The sequence below is a fragment of the Vibrio sp. D431a genome (assembly GCF_030248655.1).
Classification (GTDB): domain Bacteria; phylum Pseudomonadota; class Gammaproteobacteria; order Enterobacterales; family Vibrionaceae; genus Vibrio; species Vibrio alginolyticus.
On the sequence record NZ_JAHGAP010000009.1, the window covers coordinates 281,480 to 306,852 of the forward strand.

Annotated in this window: 26 protein-coding genes, 1 riboswitch and 1 other annotated feature; of the genes, 6 read left to right on the forward strand and 20 right to left on the reverse strand. The window is 44.3% G+C overall.

Features of this window, described 5'->3' with window-relative positions:
• Positions 1 to 91 precede the first annotated feature (91 nt).
• The gene (locus KJB35_RS07520) at positions 92 to 1,306 is read left to right on the forward strand and encodes an EAL and HDOD domain-containing protein (protein ID WP_005378158.1); all 1,215 of its coding nucleotides are present in this window, start codon (positions 92 to 94) and stop codon (positions 1,304 to 1,306) included.
• An 80-nt stretch (positions 1,307 to 1,386) separates the two neighbouring features.
• A complete protein-coding gene (locus KJB35_RS07525) occupies positions 1,387 to 1,902 on the forward strand; it encodes a YchJ family protein (protein WP_053303208.1) in 516 nt (171 codons plus the stop codon).
• Positions 1,903 to 2,182: 280 nt separating this feature from the next.
• Here the strand turns inward: KJB35_RS07525 and hisIE are convergent, their stop codons facing one another.
• The 9 genes from hisIE to tet(35) all read right to left on the reverse strand — a co-directional run bounded on the left by hisIE (position 2,183) and on the right by tet(35) (position 11,324).
• On the reverse strand, positions 2,183 to 2,818 hold the full coding sequence (hisIE, locus tag KJB35_RS07530; protein WP_017821718.1) for a bifunctional phosphoribosyl-AMP cyclohydrolase/phosphoribosyl-ATP diphosphatase HisIE: 636 nt from the start codon (positions 2,816 to 2,818) through the stop codon (positions 2,183 to 2,185).
• Positions 2,815 to 3,588: an imidazole glycerol phosphate synthase subunit HisF gene (hisF, locus tag KJB35_RS07535; protein WP_017821717.1), complete on the reverse strand. Its 774-nt coding sequence runs from the start codon at positions 3,586 to 3,588 to the stop codon at positions 2,815 to 2,817. The genes hisIE and hisF overlap by 4 nt, the downstream gene beginning before the upstream one ends.
• The gene (gene hisA, locus KJB35_RS07540; protein ID WP_005390889.1) at positions 3,570 to 4,307 is read right to left on the reverse strand and encodes a 1-(5-phosphoribosyl)-5-[(5-phosphoribosylamino)methylideneamino]imidazole-4-carboxamide isomerase; all 738 of its coding nucleotides are present in this window, start codon (positions 4,305 to 4,307) and stop codon (positions 3,570 to 3,572) included. The genes hisF and hisA overlap by 19 nt, the downstream gene beginning before the upstream one ends.
• Positions 4,308 to 4,319: 12 nt before the next feature.
• On the reverse strand, positions 4,320 to 4,934 hold the full coding sequence (gene hisH / locus KJB35_RS07545; protein WP_017821716.1) for an imidazole glycerol phosphate synthase subunit HisH: 615 nt from the start codon (positions 4,932 to 4,934) through the stop codon (positions 4,320 to 4,322).
• A 26-nt stretch (positions 4,935 to 4,960) separates the two neighbouring features.
• Positions 4,961 to 6,034 (reverse strand): bifunctional histidinol-phosphatase/imidazoleglycerol-phosphate dehydratase HisB, encoded by a 1,074-nt coding sequence (gene hisB, locus KJB35_RS07550; RefSeq protein WP_005389832.1) that lies wholly within the window; start codon positions 6,032 to 6,034, stop codon positions 4,961 to 4,963.
• A gap of 69 nt (positions 6,035 to 6,103) precedes the next feature.
• Complete coding sequence (gene hisC / locus KJB35_RS07555; protein ID WP_017821715.1) at positions 6,104 to 7,144, reverse strand: histidinol-phosphate transaminase; 1,041 nt, start codon at positions 7,142 to 7,144, stop codon at positions 6,104 to 6,106.
• 12 nt (positions 7,145 to 7,156) lie between these two features.
• Positions 7,157 to 8,449: a histidinol dehydrogenase gene (gene hisD, locus KJB35_RS07560; protein WP_017821714.1), complete on the reverse strand. Its 1,293-nt coding sequence runs from the start codon at positions 8,447 to 8,449 to the stop codon at positions 7,157 to 7,159.
• A gap of 5 nt (positions 8,450 to 8,454) precedes the next feature.
• Positions 8,455 to 9,351, reverse strand: a complete 897-nt coding sequence (hisG, locus tag KJB35_RS07565; protein ID WP_005378180.1) for an ATP phosphoribosyltransferase — start codon at positions 9,349 to 9,351, stop codon at positions 8,455 to 8,457.
• Positions 9,352 to 9,404: 53 nt separating this feature from the next.
• Positions 9,405 to 9,542 (reverse strand) — a sequence feature (His leader region).
• A 180-nt stretch (positions 9,543 to 9,722) separates the two neighbouring features.
• Positions 9,723 to 11,324 (reverse strand): tetracycline efflux Na+/H+ antiporter family transporter Tet(35), encoded by a 1,602-nt coding sequence (tet(35), locus tag KJB35_RS07570; protein WP_005378182.1) that lies wholly within the window; start codon positions 11,322 to 11,324, stop codon positions 9,723 to 9,725.
• Between the two features lie 109 nt (positions 11,325 to 11,433).
• Positions 11,434 to 11,616: riboswitch (Lysine riboswitch) on the reverse strand.
• 582 nt (positions 11,617 to 12,198) lie between these two features.
• Between tet(35) and KJB35_RS07575 the strand changes: the two genes are divergently transcribed.
• Positions 12,199 to 12,606 (forward strand): H-NS family nucleoid-associated regulatory protein, encoded by a 408-nt coding sequence (locus KJB35_RS07575; RefSeq protein WP_005378185.1) that lies wholly within the window; start codon positions 12,199 to 12,201, stop codon positions 12,604 to 12,606.
• 127 nt (positions 12,607 to 12,733) lie between these two features.
• Here the strand turns inward: KJB35_RS07575 and KJB35_RS07580 are convergent, their stop codons facing one another.
• Together KJB35_RS07580 and KJB35_RS07585 are read right to left on the reverse strand one after the other, a co-directional pair.
• Positions 12,734 to 14,038, reverse strand: coding sequence for an inosine/guanosine kinase (locus KJB35_RS07580; RefSeq protein WP_132936560.1), 1,305 nt, complete (start codon positions 14,036 to 14,038; stop codon positions 12,734 to 12,736).
• A gap of 117 nt (positions 14,039 to 14,155) precedes the next feature.
• Positions 14,156 to 14,425: a hypothetical protein gene (locus tag KJB35_RS07585; RefSeq protein ID WP_005378190.1), complete on the reverse strand. Its 270-nt coding sequence runs from the start codon at positions 14,423 to 14,425 to the stop codon at positions 14,156 to 14,158.
• Positions 14,426 to 14,613: 188 nt separating this feature from the next.
• Here KJB35_RS07585 and mnmA point away from each other — a divergent pair, with 188 nt between their 5' ends.
• From mnmA to purB, 3 genes are all read left to right on the forward strand, one after another.
• Positions 14,614 to 15,738 carry a tRNA 2-thiouridine(34) synthase MnmA gene (mnmA, locus tag KJB35_RS07590; RefSeq protein WP_206954051.1) on the forward strand — a complete coding sequence of 375 codons (1,125 nt, stop codon included), beginning with the start codon at positions 14,614 to 14,616 and terminating at the stop codon, positions 15,736 to 15,738.
• Positions 15,739 to 15,748: 10 nt separating this feature from the next.
• Positions 15,749 to 16,366, forward strand: coding sequence for a high frequency lysogenization protein HflD (hflD, locus tag KJB35_RS07595; RefSeq protein ID WP_213907823.1), 618 nt, complete (start codon positions 15,749 to 15,751; stop codon positions 16,364 to 16,366).
• A 153-nt stretch (positions 16,367 to 16,519) separates the two neighbouring features.
• Positions 16,520 to 17,890, forward strand: coding sequence for an adenylosuccinate lyase (gene purB, locus KJB35_RS07600; protein WP_005378198.1), 1,371 nt, complete (start codon positions 16,520 to 16,522; stop codon positions 17,888 to 17,890).
• 133 nt (positions 17,891 to 18,023) lie between these two features.
• Here purB and KJB35_RS07605 read toward each other — a convergent pair whose 3' ends face one another.
• The 9 genes from KJB35_RS07605 to htpX all read right to left on the reverse strand — a co-directional run bounded on the left by KJB35_RS07605 (position 18,024) and on the right by htpX (position 25,242).
• A complete protein-coding gene (locus tag KJB35_RS07605; protein WP_137281853.1) occupies positions 18,024 to 18,557 on the reverse strand; it encodes a DUF3833 domain-containing protein in 534 nt (177 codons plus the stop codon).
• Positions 18,557 to 19,150: a chalcone isomerase family protein gene (locus KJB35_RS07610; RefSeq protein ID WP_158173783.1), complete on the reverse strand. Its 594-nt coding sequence runs from the start codon at positions 19,148 to 19,150 to the stop codon at positions 18,557 to 18,559. Before KJB35_RS07610 ends, KJB35_RS07605 begins: the two co-directional genes overlap by 1 nt.
• Positions 19,110 to 19,622 (reverse strand): DUF2878 domain-containing protein, encoded by a 513-nt coding sequence (locus KJB35_RS07615; protein WP_158173782.1) that lies wholly within the window; start codon positions 19,620 to 19,622, stop codon positions 19,110 to 19,112. Before KJB35_RS07615 ends, KJB35_RS07610 begins: the two co-directional genes overlap by 41 nt.
• Before the next feature lie 6 nt (positions 19,623 to 19,628).
• Entirely contained in the window at positions 19,629 to 20,885 is a 1,257-nt protein-coding gene (locus KJB35_RS07620) for a cyclopropane-fatty-acyl-phospholipid synthase family protein (RefSeq protein WP_017821710.1), read from the reverse strand.
• Complete coding sequence (locus tag KJB35_RS07625; RefSeq protein ID WP_213907820.1) at positions 20,879 to 21,697, reverse strand: DUF1365 domain-containing protein; 819 nt, start codon at positions 21,695 to 21,697, stop codon at positions 20,879 to 20,881. Before KJB35_RS07625 ends, KJB35_RS07620 begins: the two co-directional genes overlap by 7 nt.
• A gap of 1 nt (position 21,698) precedes the next feature.
• Positions 21,699 to 23,009: an NAD(P)/FAD-dependent oxidoreductase gene (locus KJB35_RS07630; RefSeq protein ID WP_213907818.1), complete on the reverse strand. Its 1,311-nt coding sequence runs from the start codon at positions 23,007 to 23,009 to the stop codon at positions 21,699 to 21,701.
• Between the two features lie 12 nt (positions 23,010 to 23,021).
• Complete coding sequence (locus tag KJB35_RS07635) at positions 23,022 to 23,747, reverse strand: SDR family oxidoreductase (RefSeq protein WP_213907816.1); 726 nt, start codon at positions 23,745 to 23,747, stop codon at positions 23,022 to 23,024.
• Entirely contained in the window at positions 23,744 to 24,163 is a 420-nt protein-coding gene (locus KJB35_RS07640) for a nuclear transport factor 2 family protein (protein WP_005378211.1), read from the reverse strand. The genes KJB35_RS07635 and KJB35_RS07640 overlap by 4 nt, the downstream gene beginning before the upstream one ends.
• A 209-nt stretch (positions 24,164 to 24,372) precedes the next feature.
• A complete protein-coding gene (gene htpX, locus KJB35_RS07645) occupies positions 24,373 to 25,242 on the reverse strand; it encodes a protease HtpX (RefSeq protein WP_005388085.1) in 870 nt (289 codons plus the stop codon).
• Positions 25,243 to 25,373 lie beyond the last annotated feature (131 nt).

Genomic DNA, 25,373 nt, shown 5'->3' on the forward strand with positions numbered 1-25,373 from the left:
GAGCGTGTAGAAGATTCACGCTCAAGTCGTAGATATTTTGTAAAAAATCGCTATTATCATAATACTAAGTTAAACAGAACGAAGTACCTAATTGAAGTATTCTTACGTAGCTCGCCAACCGATTCTGGATAGAGAAAAACGAACCATAGGTTACGAACTCCTCTTTCGAGACGGCCCTAAAAATACCTTCCCTGAAGTAGAACCAGAGCTGGCTACTAGTCGACTGCTATCCGATCATTTTTTGTCGACGCATTACAACACATTAGGAAACAAACTTGGCTTTGTTAACTTTCCGCATCAAAGCTTGGTGAACTTGGTCCCAACTCTGTTCCCTAAAGAATCTCTCGTCATTGAAGTCCTTGAAGACTGCGAACCGACAGAAGAACTGTTAGAAGCCATCAAGCACCTTCATGAGTGCGGATACAAAATTGCTCTGGATGATTTTGTTCCGACGAAAGCTTGGAAGCGTTTTCTTCCATACGTTTCCATGATCAAGTTTGATATTAGACTTGTGCCGATCAAGAAAGCTGCCATTTTTATTCAGGCGTTGAGCCCATTTAAAATCGACTTTCTTGCGGAGAAGGTAGAGACCTATGAAGAGTTTGAGCAAGCCCTAGAAGCCGGTTTTAACTATTTTCAAGGGTATTTTTTTAGCAAACCTGAGATGATCCAGAAAAAACGGTTGAACCCCGCGTTTCTTACCGTCATCCAACTTTGTAAAGAGATTGCAGATAAGCCCATCGACTTCAATGAGGTTGAACGTCTGTTTTCGATTGATGTGACGCTGTCATACAAGCTGCTTACTTACGTAAATTCAGGATATACATTAACGACTAAGATCAAATCGTTCAGACAGGCGCTTATTTATCTGGGTGAAGAGCGACTACGACGCTTTATTTCCTTAGTTGCAATTGCGTCTGTTCAAGAAGATAAACCTGACTCTCTTTACTCTTTAGCGATTCAGCGTGCACGAATGTGTGAACTGTTACTTAGTCAAATGAACACTAGGTATGACCCTGGGCAGGCTTTTTTGACAGGCATGTTTTCTTTACTCGGATCTTTGCTCGATCAACCGCTCTCGGATGTCATTGAAGATATCCCCGTTGACGAAGATATAAAACTCGCATTAACCAGTCGAAAAGGCGTACTTGGTCACTTACTTTCGATGACGATCGCCTATGAACAAGCGGACTGGGAGTTAGCCGAGCGATATTGCACCGTTCTTAAATTAACCGAACCTCAATTAGCAGACGCTTTTAATCAATCTACCGAGTGGGCTCAAGAACTGCTGTCTCAAACGCCCTAAATCGCTATAATGCCTCACCTCCAGCCTCGCAATTGTGAGGTTGTTTGTTTTTACCGCTTAATTAATCGAGATTTCATTTTATGGCTTCTTCTTGCCCTTGCGGATCTAACCGCACCTACTCACAGTGTTGTGAAATCGCCCACAACAACCATGCTGACGTCACCACTCCAGAGCAGTTAATGCGCTCTCGTTACAGTGCGCATGTGTTAGGTCTAGTCGATTACGTGGTCAACACTTATCATCCAATCTGTAATGCAGAAGAGCAACGTGAAGGCATTGCCCAATCTATCGACAGCGATTGGTGCAAACTTGAAGTTGTAAAAACAGAAGCTGGCAGTAATGACAATGAAGGCTTTGTAGAGTTTAGCGCTTATTTTGATGAAGACGGCAAACGCTACTGTATGACAGAGCGTTCCCGCTTTGTAAAAGAAAATGGGCTTTGGTACTACATTGACGGCACGTTTCCAGAAGAAGAGCTAGAAGAAGAACCAGAACAAGATCCTCGCCTAAACCAACCAGTGAGTAGCCTAAAAGTAGGTCGCAACGACCCGTGTATCTGTGGAAGCGGTAAAAAGTTTAAAAAGTGTTGTGGGTAAAGCATCCATACCTAGCTTATTAAACTCGATTTAATTGGATTCTTGACATCGCTTAGGCTTGCCGAAATGATGTGAATATATGTACCTATTTGAAGTAGATAACTCTACTGCAAGCACCATTAGAAAATATACCGTCATTCTGAACAGCGAGGGACGAGCGTGATTCAGAATCCAATCGCCACTCGCACTGTCGCCGAGGTTTACCCCGAACCAAGAACACTAAATTAAAAAAGCCCCTAGACTCCCGAGTCATAGGGGCTTTCATTTATCTATAGCAGGCTTATTTATGACGCTCTTTCAGTTTATTCACCACGTCATTCATCGATAGACCTTGGTCCTGAAGCAATACCAGCAAGTGGTAAATCAAGTCTGCTGATTCACACACTAACTCCGCCTTATCGCCCGACGTCGCCGCAAGCGCGACTTCAACGCCTTCTTCGCCCACTTTTTGCGAAATACGCTTGGTGCCACGGGCATAAAGACTGGCAGTATAAGAGGAATCTGGGTCGGCACTCTTGCGGGCAGCCAATAGCTGCTCAAGTTGATGAAGCCACACCATTTGTGACTCCTCTTGAGGGTCCACATCCCAGCAAGTTGTGTTACCCAAGTGACACGTAGGACCAATGGGATTCACTTTCACCAGTAGCGTATCGTTGTCGCAATCGAGCTGCATGTTCACTAGTTGCAATACGTTGCCGGAGGTCTCACCTTTCGTCCAAAGACGCTGCTTGGTACGAGAGAAAAACGTCACTTGACCTGTTTCGCCCGTTTTTGCCAACGCATCTTGGTTCATATAACCCATCATCAGCACTTGGCTTGATTGGAAATCTTGTACGATAGCAGGTACCAGACCATCCACCTTTTCCCAGTTGATTCGCTCAACTAGCGAACTTACTTCGGCGGCTTTCACACTCATAGTCGTACCTCAATGCCTTGTTGTTTCAAATACTGCTTTAGTTCACCAATATTGATGACTTGTTTGTGGAATACCGATGCGGCAAGCGCGCCATCCACATTTGCTTTTTGGTAGGCTTCTGCGAAATGCTCCATAGCACCTGCCCCACCCGATGCAATCAATGGCACGTTACACACTTCACGCACCATGTTAAGTTGTTCAATATCGTAACCGTTACGTACGCCGTCTTGGTTCATCATGTTCAGTACGATTTCACCAGCGCCACGCCTTTGTACTTCTTGCACCCAATCACGTGTTTCCCATTGCGTTGCTTTGGTTCGTTCTTCATCACCAGTAAACTGGTAAACCTGATACTTGCCCGTCTCTTTGTCGTAGTATGAATCGATACCAACGACGATACATTGCACACCAAACTTATCAGCAAGGTCAGTAATCAGCTGTGGGTTCGCTAATGCAGGTGAGTTGATAGACACTTTGTCTGCACCAAACTCAAGAATGCGCGCTGCGTCTTCCGCTGATTTAATACCACCAGCCACACAGAAAGGAATATCAATAACTTCTGCAACGCGAGCGACCCAACTTTTATCGACGACACGCCCATCACTTGAAGCGGTAATATCGTAGAACACGAGCTCGTCAGCGCCTTCTTCCGCATAACGCTGTGCCAGAGGAACGATGTCGCCAATGATCTCGTGATTGCGGAACTGAACGCCCTTCACCACTTGTCCATCACGGACATCAAGACATGGAATTATTCGCTTTGCCAACATGCAAACGCCTCCTCTGCTGTGAACTTACCATCTAACAGCGCACGACCAACAATCACGCCAGCCACACCGCTGCCTTTTAGCGCTTCGATATCTGCTAATGAGCCAATGCCACCTGAAGATTGAAACTGCACTTGTGGGTACTGTTTACATAGGTCAACGTAAAGCTCTACATTTGAGCCTTCTAGCGTACCGTCACGAGAAATGTCCGTACAAAGCACGTGCTGCAAACCTACCGTCAGGTAATCGTTGATCAGAGCTTCGATAGTCACGCCTGAATCTTCTTGCCAACCAGAGATCGCTACTTTACGCGTGCCGTCTTGGTCGATGTTGATGTCTAGCGCGAGAACGATTTTCTCTGCACCGTATTTTTCCATCCAACCTTTCACAAGCTCTGGCTGTTTTACTGCTGTTGAGCCAACGACAACACGCTGAGCCCCCGCTTCTAGCAGATCAATCACGTCTTGCTCTGTGCGCACTCCGCCACCGATTTGGATGTTCGCTGGCGTGCTTGCTAGTAGCTTTGCAATTAAATCAAGTTGACGTGCTGTCGTGTCTTTCGCGCCAGTTAAATCCACCAAGTGCAGCCAGTTAGCACCAGCTTGGTGGTACAAGTTGAACTGCTCTGCTGGGTCGACTTTGTACTCAGTTACTTGGCCGTAATCACCTTGATAAAGGCGAACCACCTGTCCTTCAATTAAATCAAGAGCTGGAATAATCACACTAAATCCCTTTTATAATTCTAAGAAGTTTTGAATAAGCTTCGCGCCCGCTTTTGAAGAACGCTCAGGGTGGAATTGCACGCCGTAATAGTTACCGCTTTGTACTGCTGCTGTGAACGGGTTGCCGTATTCACATTCCGCAATCGTGTAATCCCCAACAGGCATCGCAAAGCTGTGCACGAAGTAGAAATACTCTCCTTCTTCAATATCTTTGAAAAGTGGATTACCTGCTTTTGCAGAGACCGTGTTCCACCCCATATGCGGCAACGGCAAATCGCCAGTTTGTAGTAGCTTCACTTCGCCATCACAAAGTCCAAGACACTCAACTAACTCGTCGGCTTTCTGCCCTTTCTCTTGAGACACTTTGCCCAACAGTTGCATGCCTAAACAGATACCTAGTAATGGCTTTTCTACCTGTTTTACCAAGCTGATCAGATCGCGCTCTTCTAGGTTCTTCATCGCTTCGCTGGCGGTTCCCACACCCGGTAGGAATAGCTTATCTGCGGATAATACGACTTGCGGATCTTTTGAAATCGTTACGTCATAGCCTAGGCGTTCAATGGCAAACTTCACCGAAGAAACGTTGGCACAGCCAGTATCGATAATGACAACTTTCTGTTCTGTCACTGTTTTTCTCCTTGCTAACGTGAGCCTTAAAGCACGCCTTTACTACTTGGTAGCTCAGTGCCTTCTACTTTGATTGCTTGACGTAAAGTACGACCAAACGCTTTAAACAAGCTTTCAATGATGTGGTGGTCATTATTGCCCGCAGAAGACAGGTGCAGCGTACACGCTAATGTGTCAGTCAGAGAACGGAAGAAGTGAACCACCATCTCTGTTGAAAGATCACCCACTTGCTCACGGCTGAATTGCGCGTCGAACTTAAGGTAAGGACGACCTGATAGGTCTAGTGCGCATTGCGCCAAACACTCATCCATTGGCAAGCTAAAGCCAAAGCGACCAATACCACGCTTGTCACCCAGTGCTTCTTTCAACGCTTGACCCAACGCAAGAGCGGTATCTTCTACTGTGTGGTGATCATCAATGTGCAGGTCACCTTCCACTTTGCACACCATTTGGAATCCACCGTGCGTCGCAATTTGATCCAGCATGTGGTCAAAAAAGCCAAGACCTGTAGAAATATCGTTACCGCCTTGCTCGTCAAGATTAACGAATACTTTAATGTCTGTTTCTTTTGTGGTGCGAACCACTTCAGCAACGCGAGCCTTCACCGTGAGATCTTTTAGGATCTGTTTCCAACCCATGGTTTCTGGGTTGTATTGAATGCCACGAATTGCCATGTTTTCTGCAAGTTGAAGATCGGTTTGACGATCGCCAATCACAACAGAGTTTTGAAAATCCACTTTGCCACCTTGAAGGTACTCTTTTACCAAGCCCAATTTAGGCTTACGGCAAGAGCAGTTATCTTCATCGAAGTGAGGACAAATCAGCACATCATCAAACTTCACACCTTGAGATTCAAAGATCTCCATCATCATGTTGTGTGGTGCATCAAAATCAGCTTGTGGGTAGCTGTCGGTACCCAAACCATCTTGGTTCGTGACCATCACTAGGCGGTATCCTGCATCCTGCAACGACAGCAGGCTTGGGATAACAAATGGTTCTAGTTTTAGCTTATCTAAACGGTCTACTTGAAAATCAATCGGCGGCTCAACAATTAAGGTGCCATCACGGTCGATAAAAAGGATTTTTTGTTGTTTGCTCACTCGAACTTCCTTATTGCTATTCTTTTGGCGCTCCCGCTATTGAGCGAGAGCGATAAATTCTGTCTCTATTTATGCGTAGTAGTTTCTGATAAATCCAAGCGTTTTTTCGCACTCGTCACGGTTACCCACACTGATACGCACACAGTTTTCAATTGGCGAGTTACGCAAAATAATGCCCGTATCCCAAGCCGCTTTGAAAAGGTCATCGCCATCTGGGAATTTCACCAATAGGTAGTTCCCCCACCCTTCAAACACTTCCAAGTCCGGAATCATTGAAAGGCCAACTTGCAAGTAAGCACGGTTTGCATTCAAATCGAGAACTTGAAACTTCGCTCGCGCTAAACCAGCTTCCGAAAGCGCCTGAGTCGCAATTTCTGCCACTGGAACTGGGACTGGGTAAGGTGCGATAACTTTAAGAAGTACATTAATCAGCTCTTCGTTCGCAAGCGTAAATCCACAACGTAGACCTGCAAGCGCAAAAGCTTTCGACAGAGTACGCAGAATTGCAAGGTTCGGGTATTGCGCCAGTAGGTCTACCGTTGACGCTTCTGGACAAAAATCGATGTACGCTTCATCCATCACCACGATTGCACGGTCTTTTGTCATCTCAAGCAGAGACACAATGTCCTCACGCTTAACCAAGTTACCTGTTGGGTTGTTTGGCGAACATACAAAAACCAGTTTCACGTTATCCAGATTAGCTTCGATGCCTGCAAGGTCTAGTTGCCAATCTGACGTTAGCGGCACGGTTTTGCGCTCTACACCGATGGTTTCTGCACTGATGGCGTACATACCGTAAGTCGGTGGGCAGTAAAGAATCGCATCTTCACCCGGCTCACAGAATGCACGAATTAACAACTCAATACCTTCATCCGCACCACGAGATGTTAATGTTTGCTCTGGTTTCACACCCGCATAGGCTGCGTAAGCAGAAATCAGTTCTTTAGGCTGACATTCGCTGTAACGATTAAGACGAGCGAAGTCTGTTTTGTATTCATTATTGAATGGTGATTCGTTGGCGTTTAGCCATACGTCACCGGTACCACCAATTCGACGAGCCGACATATAAGGGGTAAGTTGTTGGACTTGTTTGCGCGCTAGCTTTTCCATCTCAATATCCTCTTACTTAGCTGCCAGTTTTTCTACGCGAATGGTCACTGCACGTTTGTGTGCATCCAGACCTTCTGCTTCCGCCATGGTGACCACCGTTGGTGCAAGGTTCTTTAGACCATCAGCAGACAGCTCTTGAACCGTCATACGTTTCGAAAAGTCCGCTAAGCCTAAGCTTGAATACGTGCGTGTGTAACCGTAAGTAGGAAGAACGTGGTTAGTGCCCGATGCATAATCACCTGCTGATTCAGGCGACCAATCACCTAGGAAGATAGAACCTGCGTTATCTAATAGAGGTAGAAGCTCACGAGGGTTCTTAGTCTGAACAATCAAGTGCTCAGGACCGTAGTAATTGGAAATAGAAACTGACTGCGTCATCGACTCAGAAATAATGATCAAGCTTGATGCCAGAGCCTTTTCTGCGATGTCTGCACGAGATAGCTCCTTAAGCTGACGTTGAACCACATCCGTCACTTGATCAGCAATCACAGGAGAAGGAGTCACAAGTACCACTTGAGAATCAGGACCGTGTTCCGCTTGGCTCAAAAGATCCGCAGCGATAAAGTCTGCATCTGCGGTTTCATCGGCAATTACAAGAACTTCTGATGGACCTGCTGGCATATCAATCGCAGCACCACGGAAATCATTACTTACCTGACGTTTTGCTTCGGTCACGTAAGCGTTGCCCGGACCAAAGATCTTATCTACTTTCGATACCGTCTCGGTGCCATAAGCCATTGCAGCAACTGCTTGGCCACCACCGACGTTGTACACTTCATCAATGCCACACAGTTTCGCGACATAAAGGATCTCATCAGCGATTGGCGGTGGAGAACAAAGAACGACTTTACGACAACCTGCAATTTTTGCAGGAACGCCGAGCATCAAAACAGTCGATGGCAAAGGCGCACTGCCACCCGGAATGTACAAACCCACTTTTTGAATTGGGCGTGTTACTTGTTCACAAAGGACACCTGGCTGGGTTTCCACCTTGATCGGTTGCGGCTTTTGCGCTTTGTGGAACTTAGAAATATTGGCGTAAGCTTGCTCTAATGCGCTCTTCATTGACTCTGACAAACGCTCTGACGCTGCCTTAATTTCCTGAGAAGAAACACGAATGGATTCAGGCTTAACACGGTCAAACTTTTCGGTCAGCTCAATAAGAGCAGAGTCACCTTCTTCTCGAACTTTAGCAATAACTTCGGCCACAGCAGTGGTGATATTGGCACCTTCTGCAATAGCAGGGCGCTCCAAAATAGAGTCTTGCTGATTCTCACTTAATGATTGCCAAACGACTGTTCTCATGATGCTTACTCCATCATTTTTTCAATTGGTAGAACGAGAATTGAACTTGCGCCCAACTCTTTCAGCTGTTCCATTGTTTCCCAGAACAGGTTTTCAGAACTCACTAAGTGAACAGCCATTTTCTGCTTATCTGCAGAAAGAGGAAGAACAGTTGGGTCTTCAGCACCTGGCAGTAGTGCTTTAATTTGATCTAACTTCTCTGCTGGGGCGTGAAGCATAATGTACTTAGATTCTTTCGCTTGCTGCACACCTTGCATGCGAGTTAACAGCTTTTCGATTAGCGCCACTTTGTCTGCGTCGAACTCACCTGTGCGTTGAATCAATGTCGCTTTTGATTTGAAGATAATTTCAGCTTCTTTAAGGCCGTTCGCTTCCAGTGTTGCACCTGTAGAAACCAAATCAGCGATAGCATCAGCGAGACCCGCGCGAGGCGCAACTTCTACAGAGCCTGTCAGCATACATGTAGAGAATGGAACGCCGGCTTCATCCATGTACGCTTTTAGAAGTTGAGGATACGTTGTAGCAATACGCTTGCCAGCTAAGTCTTGTGGACCGTTGTACTCTTCGTCCTTGTCGATTGCGATAGATAAACGACAGCCACCAAAATCAAGTCGACGAAGCTGAACAAACTCGCAGGGTTCACCTAATGCTTTGCGGTCAAGGCGAACTTCTTCTAGCTCATTTTCGCCAATAAAGCCAAGGTCAACCACGCCATCCATAATTAAACCTGGGATGTCGTCGTCACGAACCAAGAGTAAATCAATTGGCATATTTTCAGAATGGACAACTAAACGCTCGCCCATTACGTTGAACTTTACGCCGCACTGTTTTAGTAGAGCTTGACTCTCTTTGCTAAGACGACCTTTTTTCTGAATTGCGATTCTTAAACGTTGTGTTTGCATTGCTTTGTCCCTATGCAAGATTTTGATATCTAAGTATTTTTCAAACTAATAAAACTAAAAAACCCTCGGGAGATTGAAGTCTCCCGAGGGTTTAAAATCTGCTTTTACTTTGATTTTACCTCCGGGAGTTTCCTGCCTCCCGGGTATGCGTACATCGCCCGAAAGACTAGATTGGGTGATGATGGTGATGAATGTTAATTACAAAATTACGCATACTTATTTCAAGGCTCTTCTCATTTGCTTTGTTACCAACCACACTAACCAAGCTGATTACTTTTTTCAACCCTTAATTTTAAAAAAATTCGAATTGTATAATACAAATAAAAAAGGAGGCCGAAGCCTCCTACAATTTCACTTTTTAAATCAGTGAATTACGCACTCTGGCAAGACGCTATTTTAGACTTTGAAAGCCATGACAAAATAGCGCAAACGATAACGAATGTTATCGACGCTGCAATGAACGAGAACGCTATTGAAGCAGTCATACCAAGGGCAATAAAGCCGACGCATGAAACAAGCGCGACTGATAATGCATAAGGTAGCTGTGTTGATACGTGATCAATGTGGTTACAACGTGCACCCGTCGATGACAAGATAGTCGTATCTGAGATTGGTGAACAATGGTCACCGAATACCGCACCAGCTAAAACCGCACTCAGCATCGGTAGCATTAGCGCTACGTCTGTTGCGCCAGCCATGTCACCCGCAATTGGTAGCATAATGCCGAACGTACCCCATGAAGTACCTGTTGAGAATGCCATTAGGCCAGACAACAAGAATAGGATAACTGGTAGCCAGTGCGGGTTAATGTTGCCCTGCGCCATTGTCGAAAGGTAAGTACCTGTCTTCATATCACCGATAACAGAACCAATGGTCCAGGCAAATACTAAGATTAGAATCGCGCCAAACATAGACTTAGCACCAATCCAAAGTGTACGTGCGATCTCAGCCATTGGTAGACCTTGCTTCACAACAGTAAACAGTGCAACTGCTAAGCCAAGCAAGCTACCGTAGATTAGTGATGTACCTACATCTGTATTTTCAAAAGCACCAAGAAGCGCAAACTCCTTACCATCAGCAGCCAATGCTTGGCCACCCGTGTAAAGCATTGAAGCGATAGTCGCGATAATCAGCGTCACGATAGGAAGTATCAAATCTGACACTTTACCCTTTTCACTTTCACGGATATCTAGCTCTTCGTTTAGGTCATGCGCTTCTTGCGAGTCATTTTCTTTGTCTTTATCAAAGCCACGACCTTGCGATGCAGAGATCTCATGCTCACGCATTTTACCAATATCAAGACCAAACCACGCAACAGCGAACACCATTAGCAGCGCAAAAACGGCGTAGAAGTTCATTGGGATAAGACGAACATATGCGCCAAGAGCCGAATACTCTGTGATCCCATGTGAGACTAAGATTCCGCCAATAATAGTAATAATGTAAGCACCCCAGCTAGAAGCAGGCATAATTACACACATTGGAGCAGCGGTTGAGTCTAGAATGTACGCAAGCTTAGCGCGAGACACATAAAAGCGATCGGTTACTGGGCGAGAGATCGCACCAACAGCAAGGCTATTAAAGTAATCATCGACAAAAATGAATACGCCTAAAAAGGCGGCAAGAAGTTTGGAGCCGCGTTTACTCTTCACTCGAGATTGTGCCCATTCAGCAAAAGCACGAGTACCGCCAGATAGCGTTAATAAAGCTGTTGTCATACCTAATAAGATTAGGAAACCAACAATGCTCATGTTCCAAGTGTTAATTCCGCCATCTTCAATAAAGACAGAAGAAACTTGAGAACTGACGTAACCTGCGGTGTCGCTGATAGACCAGCTATTAAGTAGCACCGCACCTAGCACGATACCTACACCCAAGGAAACTAATACACGTCGAGTCAAAATCGCCAAAGTCAAAGCGACAATAGGTGGCAATAATGAAACAGGAGAACTAGAAAAATCTATTAAATTCATGATCTTCAAAAACCAAAGTTTGGCTAGAGATCTACTGCAGACAAGTCACGTAGCATACGATACGTGCTCATGTTGAACTTAGCGACAGGGAAGCGAACACTCCACCCAACCCTACAGTAGCGCTCCATAGTTTAATGTGAATATATACTATGGCAGTGTTGTTCCTTTCAGATACAACCCCAGCAAGTAACTTTGATGAGTTACTTACTTCGGCAATCTTCGCCTTCCACTATTATTCATTGGCATCACCCCAATAATAGCTACTCTTCGAGACCGCGCCTCTACGGCAACAACAAACAATTAACCACTAACTGTACAAATTAACAACAAATTGTCTGCAATATTGCATCAGGTGGCAGCCATTGTACTTATGATGAGAGTCAATGCAACACATCAAACTAAATTAAACAAATAAATAATGACTGAGATAATTTATAAACCTTGCCTACTTCCATAAGTTTTGTGCAACTGAAATCACATCAATCATGTTATTTATGAAACATTATTACTACCTTAGAAATATCATGGTTTATCTTATATCAATAAATTAAGGATATATGACACACCATTAAAGATGGATGCTTCATATTTTTAAGTAATAACTCAAATTTTTTTATAAAAAACCAAGCTGTCACTCTCTCTATACAATAATGATTGTTGATTTTAGTTCTCATCTAATAATGATTTATTTCGAGTGTAATAATATTAATTGCTTTAAAAAATAGTCAAATTTAAACAAAATCTTGATTTAGCATTTGCACATAAGGAAAAGATAAAGTTAAATATAAGGACTCTTTGTTTATTTATAGATTGGCATTATTTAATCGTAACGATAAAAAGTGCCCAACACATTAACCTTTTAATAGGAATCGTTATGTCAGAGCTGACTAAAACCCTTCTAAATATCCGTAGCCTTCGTGCATTTTCTCGTGAGCTGACTCTAGAACAATTGGAAGAAGCTCTAGATAAACTCACTACTGTCGTAGATGAGCGTCGTGAAGCAGAAGAAGCAGAACGCGCAGCACAAGCAGAGCAAGAAGCTAAGCTTGCAGAGATTGCTGAGAAAATCGCTCAAGACGGTATTGACGTAGAAGCACTTATTACTGCGCTATCTGGCGAAACTAAGACGAAAGGCAAAGCGAAGCGCGCACCTCGCCCTGCTAAATACAAATACACAGATTCAAACGGTAATGAGAAAACTTGGACTGGCCAAGGTCGTACACCTTCGGCGATTCAAGAGCAACTTGATGCAGGTAAATCTCTGGATGAGTTCCTAATCTAGATCCGTGCTATTTTTAAAAGGCTCCCATAGGGAGCCTTTTTTATTTAAACCATTACAAATAAAAAAGGCACATTTCTTAATGCGCCTTTTACTTTAGTTACAGAATAGTTAATTAAACCGCTTCGTATTAACGTTCCCAGTATGCTTCTTCTAGGCTATCTTCTCGCTCAGGAAGTCCGCGCGACAATCGTGGTGAATGTTGCACGAGAACTTCGTAGCTCGCACGGTTTGCGTATTTGCAGACTTGAGAAAAAGAAGAGTAAGTTAAATACTCGTTACTGTGCTTGCTTGAATTAGGCACATTTTCTTTATGGTATTTATTTGCTGCCATATCATGAAGAACCGCAGATAACGCGGCATCACCTGCGCCATTTGTATTCTTAATTTTTTCTGGACCACCCATATATGGCGAGATATGCGAGTACACTTTTATTGGCGCCTCGCATGAGTCTTTTTTCGCCGGACGACTAAATTCATAACGATTAAATTCAGCAATTGACCCTGGAAGCAATGGCAAAGAAGTTTCGCGCTTCGCGCTATCTTCTGTATACCCAGCCATAAATAGACCTACAGGACCCGCCGTGCACAATACTAGATCAGCCCACTCCAATGTTTTATCAGACGCAGCAAGTGGATCAGATTCCCCCGTCAGTGCTTCTGCTTCATCTTCATTCATCGCAACGACTGAAACGTTATCTCGAATGAATTCTTGCCAATATTTAGGGTCATCTTGAATAACAAACTTTGTGCCTAAAGTCAGAACAACAGGCACATCATTCTTTTTCGCGTACTCAATCGCTTTCATTGTTGCTTCGGGCATTGGGTCGCCGTCTTTGCAACGTACTAGATATGACGTCAGTACAAGTGCTGATGCATTTTTAAAGATTTTCTCTGGAATGCTATCAGGATGGAGTTGGTTCATTTGCCCTTCGCTGATAGCAAAAGTACGTTCACCGTCTTCTGTGATAAGAGCAAAACAACGGCCAATTGCACCATCTACACCTTGTAGGTAGTTCAAATCCATGCGACTTGATGTATTACAAAGATAACGGTAACCGTAGCTGCCAATCTTAATATCCTGGCTCATCACTCCAAGTAGTGTGGAGCGATCATCCGCTAGCACGGAGTAGTTATGTAGCGTGTTACCAATTGTACCGCCCGCATACTCATTGGTAATCAAGTTCTCTTCTTTCAGTTGCTGGTATAACTCTTCTGCTCTTTCGTCATCGATAACCAGAGAGTGACCTTTACTCAGACCGTACTTTTCAATCACATCCGTTGTAACTTTTGCTTCAATATCAACCAAGGTTTGGTCAATACCAATGATGTGAGTGCGCGTCATCTTCTTGCTTTCTTGTGCTTGGCTCACCAGCGGGTCACGAGCATGAACAGGAAAATAGTGCTTCGATTTGCGTTGTCCAGGAAATTTCATATTGTCAGTCTGAGTAAGGGGATGAAAAGGAGAGCGGATTCTATACCGCTAATAATAAAGCAGCAATAAAAGCGATTATAGCAAACGTTTGCTGACTACTTTTTTCTTTTAGGTGGCTTATTCACCTTCCATAAAGCTGAGATCTGGTAGTTGCTCAAGGTGCTCGCTATAACGCTTTAGGTTGAACTCACCTTCATTCTTCATTACATCAAAAATCTCAATTGACATCGCACATGCCATCATCGCAACCGCATCTTCACGTGGTGTGCCAGTCATCATTAAACGCATAAGGGTTTCTTTTACTTTAAGCGGGTTACCATCTTCGAGCTGATTTTCAACAATTTCAATCAACTCACTTTCTTGCATAAATTGGTTTTCTTCTGTCATTTGGTGTTTCCTCTTGGATTTTGGCCAACTATGCCATATATACCTCTTTTATACTTGCGAAATTACTCGTTCGAATCTTTGTTGAAGAAAACTCCAGCGAAACGAATTGTGATTTCGATCTCGGATCTGTCACCGGTCTGTGGATTCTGATAGAATCTGCATCCCGTTTATTTAAGTGGTGTTTAGTAATGTCTGATAACAGTCAAAAGAAAGTCATCGTCGGTATGTCCGGCGGCGTTGATTCATCTGTTTCCGCGTATCTTCTAAAGCAGCAAGGCTACCAAGTAGAAGGCCTTTTCATGAAGAACTGGGAAGAAGATGACAACGAAGAATATTGTACAGCGGCAGAAGATCTTGCTGACGCTCAGGCAGTATGTGACAAGCTAGGCATCCACCTACACACTATCAACTTTGCTGCCGAATACTGGGATAACGTATTTGAGTACTTCCTTGCTGAATACAAAGCTGGCCGTACTCCGAACCCTGACATTCTTTGTAACAAAGAAATCAAGTTCAAAGCATTCCTAGAATTCGCTGATGAAGTACTTGATGCTGATTACATTGCAATGGGCCACTATGTGCGTCGCTCTTTCCCAGAAAACGGTGAAAAACCACAGATGCTACGTGGTCTAGATGGCAACAAAGATCAAAGTTACTTCCTGTACACATTAAGCAACGAGCAAATTGCACGTAGCCTATTCCCTGTTGGTGACCTAGAGAAGCCAGAAGTACGCCGCATTGCGGAAGAACAAGACCTAATTACCGCTAAGAAGAAAGACTCAACTGGTATTTGTTTCATCGGTGAACGCAAGTTTACGGAATTCCTAGGTCGCTACCTTCCAGCTCAGCCTGGTAATATCGAGACGCCAGAAGGCGAAGTGATTGGTCAACACCAAGGCCTGATGTACCACACACTTGGTCAGCGTAAAGGTCTACACATCGGTGGCCGTAAAGGCGGCGGTGGTAACGAGGCCCCATGGTTCGTTGGTGAGAAAGATCTAGAACGTAACGTTTTGATTGCTGTTCAAGGTAAAGACCATCCAATGTTGAAATCAGAAGGTCTACTTGCATCACAACTTCACTGGGTAGATCGTGAGCCAATTCGCGATGTTATGAAGTGCACAGTGAAAACTCGTTACCGTCAGGAAGATATTCCTTGTACAATCATCCCTATCGATGATGAAAACATTAAAGTTATCTTTGACGAGCCACAAATTGCTGTAACTCCAGGTCAATCAGCAGTGTTCTACAAAGGTGACGTGTGCCTAGGTGGCGGCATCATCGAGCAACGCATTAAATATTCTCAAGCTTAGGAGTCGTTACGTGGCGAATACTCTTTATGACCGTACTATCGCTTTCGCTGGGATTTGCCAAGCTGTTGCTTTAGTTCAACAGGTAGCGAGAAACGGACATTGTGATCAAGATGCTTTTGAAACATCAATCAACGCTGTTTTGAGCACTAACCCTGCTAACACAGTTGGCGTATTCGGTCGCGAAGCCGATCTAAAGCTCGGCCTAGAATGCTTGGTTAAAGGGATTGATAGCACACCATCAGGCAGTGAAATTACTCGTTACATTATTAGTTTAATGGCGTTAGAACGTAAGTTAAGCTCTCGAAACGATGCTATGTCTCAGCTTGGTGATCGTATTCAAATGGCCAAGCGTCAGTCAGAGCACTTTGAGCTACTAGACGATCAAATGATCAGCAATTTAGCGAGCATCTATCTGGATGTCGTTAGCCCTATTGGCCCACGCATTCAAGTAACGGGCACGCCATCTGTACTGCAGCAGACGGCAAGCCAACACAAAGTTCGTGCGCTGTTGTTATCTGGCATTCGTAGTGCAGTTCTTTGGCGTCAAGTTGGTGGTAAGCGTCGCCACCTAATCTTCGGGCGCAAGAAGATGGTAGAGCAAGCACAAATCCTTCTTGCTCGTCTGTAGTAAAATATCAAATAAGCAGCTCGCGTTTATCGCGAGCTCATTTTTTTCGACTAAAACAAATCTCGCGCAAACGTTTGCGCAATATTCGTGACAATTGCCACAGTTATTGGTATAAAGCTCACGAAATTTAGAAACCCAATTCAGGAGAACATCATGGAACTGTCAGCATTGACTGCTGTTTCACCAGTAGACGGCCGTTACGGAAGCAAGACAATTGCGTTACGCGAAATTTTCAGTGAATACGGTCTACTAAAGTACCGTACTATCGTTGAAATCCGCTGGCTACAAAAGCTTGCTGCTACTGCTGAAATTGCAGAAGTGCCAGCGTTTAGCGCAGAAGCAAACCAATTCCTAGACGACCTTGCTGCAAACTTCTCTGAAGAAGATGCACGCCGTATCAAAGAGATCGAGCGTACAACTAACCACGACGTAAAAGCGGTTGAGTACTTCCTAAAAGAGAAAGTAGCAGACGTTCCTGAACTGCACGCAGTAAACGAGTTCTTCCACTTCGCATGTACTTCTGAAGACATCAACAACACATCACACGCTCTAATGCTTAAAGAAGCGCGTGAGAACGTGATTCTTCCAGAAATCCGTAACCTAATCGACGCTATCAAAGCACTAGCAGTGGAATACCGCGACATTCCTCTTCTATCTCGTACACACGGTCAGCCTGCTTCTCCATCTACTATGGGTAAAGAAATGGCAAACGTGGCGTACCGTATGGAGCGTCAATTCAAGCAAATCGAAAACGTTGAGATCCTAGCGAAAATCAACGGTGCAGTAGGTAACTACAATGCACACCTTTCTGCTTACCCAGAGCTAGATTGGCACAAGTTCTCTGAAGAGTTCATCACAGAGTCTCTAGGCGTAACTTGGAACCCTTACACAACTCAAATCGAACCGCACGATTACATCGCTGAGCTGTTCGACGCTATCGCTCGTTTCAACACTATCCTGATTGACTTCGACCGTGACGTTTGGGGTTACATTGCACTAGGCCACTTCAAGCAAAAAACTATTGCTGGTGAGATCGGTTCTTCAACAATGCCTCACAAAGTTAACCCAATCGACTTTGAAAACTCAGAAGGTAACCTAGGTCTTGCGAACGCTGTATTCGGCCACCTAGCACAGAAACTGCCTATCTCTCGTTGGCAACGTGACCTAACTGACTCAACGGTTCTACGTAACCTTGGTGTTGGTGTTGGCTACGCTATCATCGCTTACACTTCTACGCTTAAAGGCATCAGCAAGCTAGAAGTAAACCGTGAAGCGCTTCTTGCTGAATTAGACAAGAACTGGGAAGTACTAGCTGAGCCAGTACAAACAGTTATGCGTCGTTACGGCATCGAGAAGCCATACGAGAAGCTGAAAGAGCTAACTCGTGGTAAGCGTGTAGACGGCGAAGCAATGCGTAACTTCATCGACGGTCTTGAGCTTCCTGAGCACGAGAAAGCACGTCTGAAAGAGATGACGCCAGCGAACTATATCGGTCAAGCAATCGAGCTGACAGATAAGCTGTAATCCTCCTGTAACGACCAGATACCTAAAAGGTTGACGCGAAAGCGTCAACCTTTTTTAGTTAGGAGAGTTAGGTCGGGAGAAAATGATTTTAGTTATATGGAATGGATTATTAATTGAAGATCAGCCCCATTTGTTATGGCTGCTTTTGGAAGAACAAGGTTATTGTTCCTACTTCCACACCAAACTTTTTTATTTTCGTTAGATTGAAAACGTGTCTGTCATCCTGACGATAAAGCCAATCATCAAAAGCAACTGTCACTGATGAATCCTCCATTTGTAGCTCAAAGTCATATTGCCACTGTAGCGCATTGCCCTGCTCTTCCCCTGTTGCTACACCTATAATATCGTCTGCCTTACCTTCATAACGACCGTCTTCTAATCTAGTGATAACCCAAATTCGCTGGTCCACCTCTCCGTCATCAAACACGAAGTCTTCCACCAGCGTCAGCGTATCACCCGCTACAGTACCCACTATATCGACCTCAAAGCGACGCGTTTGCTGTCCGGTATAATCTTGCACCATCCCCCACGCCTTTATGTCGCCTTCGAAATAACCGAATACGTCAAAAGTCGGTGTAGAAGAGCGGTAATTATCAATGTCTGCGGAACATGCCGAAAGAAAAACAGCTGCCACTAAAGTCGCTGCTTTAAAAATTCGTTTAAACACTATCTAACCTGCCCTATCAATTGTTTTCGGAGTTTCGGAAATTCTGTGTTGGGTGATAACCATATAGCCAAAAATGCATCGTTCATTCGTTCGTCTTCAATGATGCCAACGTTCTTTACTTGCACGTCCCCAACCTGCTTATAAAACAGCTGACCAGATTTTCCATCTGTTAGATAAGTAAGCTCGTCACCTTTTTGAATATCAGGAAACATACGATCGAGCTCGCTGATCCAAGCTTTTCGATATGAGTCCGTAAAACCCAATTTCGCCCACTGCTCATCCGTCACATCAAGCAGCTGTTGCTTACTGATGTCTCTCTTGTAATTAATTTCCAACGCAAGGGGATGTGGCGATACGTCATCGCTTACGATGAACTTTCCATCAGGCGCTTTTAATCTTGAGTGATAAATATCGAAGATGAACCAAGTAAGTTGGGCTTCTCCAACAGTTTTCCATCCCTTCCAATTCGCAATGTTGCTGGCAGCTTCGCTATTTCCAACAGGTTGAGCTTGCAGAGCAAAAGAGCCAGTTACTATTACCAACGCAAGCAGCCTAGTCAGTCTCTGAGTTAAGTCTCTCTTCAAGCTTTCCATTTCCGTACACCTTGAGTATCAAGAGCATCATGACGCACCATTCGACAAACAACATTGCCAGTGTAGCGCCAGTGCTAAATCCAAATTCAACGGCTTGGAGCTTATAGCCAGCAAAGTAGCTCGCTGTTCCTCCGATACCGCCTACTATTGATACGTAGGTTTTTGGGAAACGGTACAAAATTGACTTGAGTTGATAGGCATACCAGGCGAACAGAATCCAAAGGCACAAAAGCCAAAGGGGTAACCATTGAGTGGCAAACATGAAAATTGAAAATTGCTGATTTAATGTATCAAGCACGAGACCAATCGTGGCGATAACACCAATACTTTTGAGCGAAGATGCGTCAGTTTTCAAACAATATAGTAGGGTTGCCAAAGTAAGGAATAACGTCACCCATTGCCATTGATAGGTTCCAAGCACCGCTGCAAACCAGCAGAGTTGGAACCATGTCGAAGCAAGAAACACCTTCATAACGAACTACGGGCGTTGAAACGTCATGTGAACGGCACTGATCGTGCGAGCCAAAAAGCCACCTTCACAGTAGCTCAAATAGTAGCGCCACATACGCACAAAGCGGTCGTCGTAGCCAAACGAGCGCACTTCATTCTCTGCTCGATTAAAACGTAAGTGCCATTCGTTCAGCGTCTTGGCGTAGTCCAAACCAATATCGAACAAGTCTCGCGTCACTAAGTCACTGTATTTTGTTGTGGCTTGGGTTAGTGAGGTTACCGACGGTAAAAAACCACCCGGGAAAATGTACTTTTGGATAAAGTCGACGTTGTTACTGTAGTAATCGTAACGCTGATCGGCAATCGTAATCGCTTGAATCGCCATCAAGCCACCGGACTTTAATAAAGACTCACAGACCTTAATGTACGAAGGCAGGAATTGTTTGCCCACAGCTTCAATCATTTCAATAGAAACGAGCTTGTCATAAGTTCCGGTTAGGTTTCGGTAATCTTCTTTGAGTAGAGTGATTTTGTCTTCTAAGCCACGCTCTTTGATTTTTTGCTCCGCGTACGCGTGTTGCTCTTCAGATATCGTTGTTGTGGTGACCTGACAACCGTATTGTTCTGCCATGTAAATCGCCATAGCGCCCCACCCAGTGCCAATTTCAACAACATGATCAGTGGGCTTCAGCTCAAGTTGCTGACATAGACGATCCATTTTGTTGATTTGAGCCTGCTCTAGAGAGTCATCCGCATGATTGTAAAGCGCCGACGAGTACAGCATATTGGTGTCAAGGAACGCTTCGTATAGGTTGTTACCCAAGTCGTAATGCGCATGGATATTTTTACGTGAGTTCTCTTCAGAGTTTCTGTTTGACCAATGACTGAACTTGTACAGTATTTTAGTCAACCAACTGCCTTGCTCTTCGAGTTTATCTAAAGCACGCATGTTAAGGGCCATCAGTTTCATTAATGAGGTTAAATCGGGGCTATCCCACCACCCATCCATATAAGCCTCACCAGCAGCAATACTGCCGCCCTGCAAGATCCGTGAATAAAAGCCTGGATGTTTTACCTCTATAGTAGCGACAACAGGTTGACCACTGTACTCCCCATTTGGCGCACTAAAACGCTCGCTTCGCTCTGTCGTTTCCGTCTTAAAACTTTCAATAACTGTTAAGCAGCCGATTTCCATTTTTTGCAGACATTGAAAAATAACTCCGCGAGCCGCTTTTTGCGTTGTCGTCAATTTACGCGGCAATGTCATAGAACTAGTATTTAACATGCAGAATTCTCCTTGTGCTTTTTATTTTTTTTGTCTGTTTTTTCAGTATCGGCTTCTATTTCTTCATGCGTTGAATATTTAGGATGAGAATAAAAAGGTGCGCCTTTCACCCAAAGTTTTAATGCGTGCCAATAAATACCAACCATTACTTTTACCGTTTGTATTGGTGTAACGATCAAACACCTCAATAAGGTTTTGCTTGAAAGTGGCTTGGCTTTCATAACCATGGTGGCATCAAAGTGTTTCTCTCCTTTGTGACATTCAAGATGAATATTCAACTTGTCTGTCAAAGGTTTAATTCTCCAGCGGTAGAGTTGGTCAATCGGGTTGAATGGTGAAACATGGAATGCTTTAACTTGTTCCCAACCAAACTTTTCTTCTTCTTTATCTGCTGACACCACGTAGTAATGTCGTTCATTCCAAGGAGTGTTACTCACCTCTGCGAGGAGATACTTCCATTCTCCTTCAGTGTTATAAACGTAGTAGAAATTAACGGGACTGAAATAAAGTCCTAGATAACGCAAGTGACAGACTGCGATTACCTTGCCGGTACAGCGAACACCTGTCAGTTCTTCAATTTTGCTGTGCACTGCCGACTTGACGCTACCTTCACCAATGTAATCACTGCGCTTGAAGCGAGCCCAATGCCACCAACGCGAACCAAAACCCCATACTTTTTTTTCTAAAGCATCGATCTCGTCTACATCGATGGCGGGCATAAATAAAGAGTAGTTCAACTCATGATTCACCGGCGTGAATCGACGGTGACGAACGTTGCCTATAAACAATCGGCTGTTCATTTGGCTATCCATATCACGCTGCGCCTTTTTCGAAAGGAACCACATTTTGTTCGCGGTACTTTTCTTCTAGTTCTTTCACAACATCAAGCGCGCTACGCACGCCATCTTCATGAAAACCGTTGTACCAATAAGCGCCGCAGAACCAGGTACTTTGTTTACCCTGTATCTCATTTTTGCGCTGCTGCGCTGCAATAGACTCAGTGGTGAATACTGGATGATGATAAGTGAACGAACGCAAGACTTTATTTGAGTTAATTTGCTCAGTACTATTCAACGTTACACAAAACGTGTGTTCTGATTGAATATGCTGAAGAATGTTCATGTTATAAGTGAGCGAAGGGAGGCGTTGCTGTTCCTCCTCACTGCCTTCCAATAGGTAGTTCCATGATGCCCATGCTGCCTTACGTTTTGGTAGTACGGCAGAGTCGGTATGAAGAACAACTTCATTTGCTTGGTATGTCATATCCCCCAAGATTTCCTGCTCAATTGGGCTGATATCCTCTAGCATTCTCATTGCTTGATCACTGTGACAAGCAAAGATAACGTCATCAAACCAATGCGTTTCTCCGCGAACTTGAACGCCAACCCCTTTTTCGTTGCGAACCACTTTTTCGACAGGACTATTAAGACGAATATTCTCGGCAAAGCCTTTGGTCAATGGTGGAATGTATGAACGTGAACCACCTTTAATCACATACCATTGCGGTCGGTTAGTCACATCTAGCAGACCGTGGTTGAGGAAGAAACGTAAGAAGAACATAAGAGGGAATGCGCGCATGTCAGCTAAAGTCGACGACCAAATCGCAGCACCCATCGGTAAAATGTAGTTATCGGTAAAGAAAGCACTGAATTTGTGTTCGTCAAGGAACTCACCTAACGTCTGAGAGTGCGAGGATTGCTCGCTAGCGAAGCGCTTGGCAAGTTTATTGAAACGAAGTATCTCGAAGATAAATCGATAAAATTTGGGGTTTGCCCAGTTGCGTTTTTGAGCGAACAATGTCGACACTGTGTGGCCGTTGTACTCTAGTCCGTTCCCATCGTTTCTGACACTGAAGCTCATTTGAGTCGGCAGACCTTCAACGCCAATCTCGCTCATCATTTTAATGAAATTAGGGTACGTACGGTCGTTATAGACGATGAACCCAGTGTCTATCGCGTATTCTCTACCATCAAGGCTCACATCAACGGTTGCAGTATGGCCACCGATGTAATCGTTCGCTTCAAAAAGCGTTACATCATGTTCTTTATGCAAGTAATAACCACAAGTAAGGCCAGAGATTCCCGTTCCCACAATCGCTATCTTCTTTCTTCCTGCTGTTTTCATTTTTATTCCTTCTTATGATACGAGTTTAGCAGTTAGGCGAGCTTGCCAACTGTATGGAAGTAACGAGATAAAACGTAAAATACTGGTAAATCTCGCTGGGAAATAGATATAGGTCTTGTTGGCGGCTAACTGCTTCCTGATAGAGTCCGACGCTTGCTGAGTAGAAATGATCATTGGCATTTCGAAGTCGTTTTTGTCAGTCAACGGCGTTTCAACAAAACCAGGAAACACCGTTACCACTTTGATCCCTTTCTTTTTCAAGTCGACGGCGAGCGTGCGTGCAAAATAACTGACTGCCGCTTTGGATGCGCCGTAAGCTTCTGCACGAGGCAGTGCCACTTCTGATGCGATAGAGCCAACAATAACAATGCGGTGCCCTCTCTCTAAATGTACTTGGCAGCCTTCAACGCAGTTGGCAACACCGACAACATTTACGTTCATCACACGCGCCATGAGTTTCGCGTCGACCACTCCCTCATCCATGTACTCACAATCGCCTGCGTTAAAAAACCATGTGTTTGGCGTAAAGGGCAAATTAGAGAGCGCCTGCTGAGTTTCCTCATAATTTGTCACATCAAACTGCAATGTATGAATTTTGGAAGAAACTGCCTCCAGTTCTGCAAGAACATCTTGATTCCGACCACAAGCAATCACATTCCATTCTGAGGTCGCGTAATCTAGGGCAAGCTGTCTTCCTATTCCGGAGGTGGCGCCTGTGATTAAAATGGTGTTATTCATTGTCCTAACCTCTGCTTGATGGTTTTAACGACTGAACCAAGTAATGGTAAATGCTCATAGAGCATCTCTCCGAGATCAAAATAGTCTCGGTGATAAATGACCTGACCTTCGCTAAATTTGAGGTGCGAAACACCATTGACGAGAATAGGCGCACCCTTCTGAAGTTTGGGATGCTGAAGGTCCATTGTCCAAGTTAGGAAGCCTGTATCTCCGACTTGTTGATGCTCATGGATTACAAAATCACAACTGATGACGTTGGCATATAATGAGGTGAAATAATCCGAAAGTGCTGGCCATCCTTCTAAACGATGCGCTGCGTCCTCAAATACTACATCTTGGTGATATATATCCTTAAGCAGATGTAAGTTCGCTTTGTTGAGCTTTTGATAGATATTGCCAACAGACTGTATGTCCATTTTTTACTCCTACACGCCCATTAAGTTGTACAAAATTATTATATGTACAAGATAGTTCATTCCTCCAAAGTTGTACAAAAATAATTTTGTATAACTTTATTTCTGTAAGTAGTACGTGATGAAGTTCGCACGCGATCAATCGGCGAAAAAAAAGGCTTGGTCAAAACCAAGCCTTTTCAGCAGATTAACAATTATTTAAGTAGGAACAATTAGTATTGCTGGCCTCGCAACGCTGCAATACGTTTATCTAGCGGAGGGTGGCTCATTAGTAGCTCAGTCAGCGACTGCTTGCCATTGATACCAAACGCCATCATGGTGCCATCCAGTTGAGATTCATGACTCACCTTCAAACGCTCTAGAGCCGCAATCATTTTTTCTTTGCCAACGAGGCGCGCAGCACCTGCGTCCGCGTGGAATTCGCGATGACGGCTGTACCACATAGTCAAGAAGCTAGCTAGGAAACCAAATACCAGTTCAAGCACCATGGATACGCCAAAGTAAACCATCATATTTGTACCTTGGCCTTCTTCATCATCGTTCGATGCCACGATATTGGCAATAAAGCGTGATAGGAAGATAACAAACGTGTTCACGACACCTTGCATCAACGTCATCGTGACCATATCACCATTTGCAATATGGCTCACTTCGTGTGCAAGTACTGCCTCTGCCTCATCACGAGTCATATTGTGTAAAAGACCAGTAGAAACTGCGACAAGAGAGTCATCTCGTTTTGCACCTGTCGCAAATGCATTGATATCTGGTGAATCATAAATAGCCACCGTTGGCATACCAATACCCACTTGTTGAGCTTGACGACCCACAGTTTCGACTAACCAATGCTCCGTTTCGTTGCGCGGGCTTTCAATGACCATACCACCAACCGAGCGTAGCGCCATACCCTTTGACATCATCAACGAAATAAATGCGCCACCAAAACCAAATACAGCAGCCATTACAAGTAAACCTGACAGACTGCCTGGTTGCATTCCAGTTACAGCGTAAACAATATTCAGAACAACACTAAGCACTAGCACGACAGCTAGGTTAGTTGCTAGGAATAACATAATTCGCTTCATTACTTTTCTCCGAGGAAGCTTATCGTTTTTTTAAAACGGATTGTTATAAGGAACAAATGGTAATCGCTATAAAAGCCAATTCCGTTGATTTTCATGTTCCGTGCGTTATAGATATAGTCTATCCGCGATAA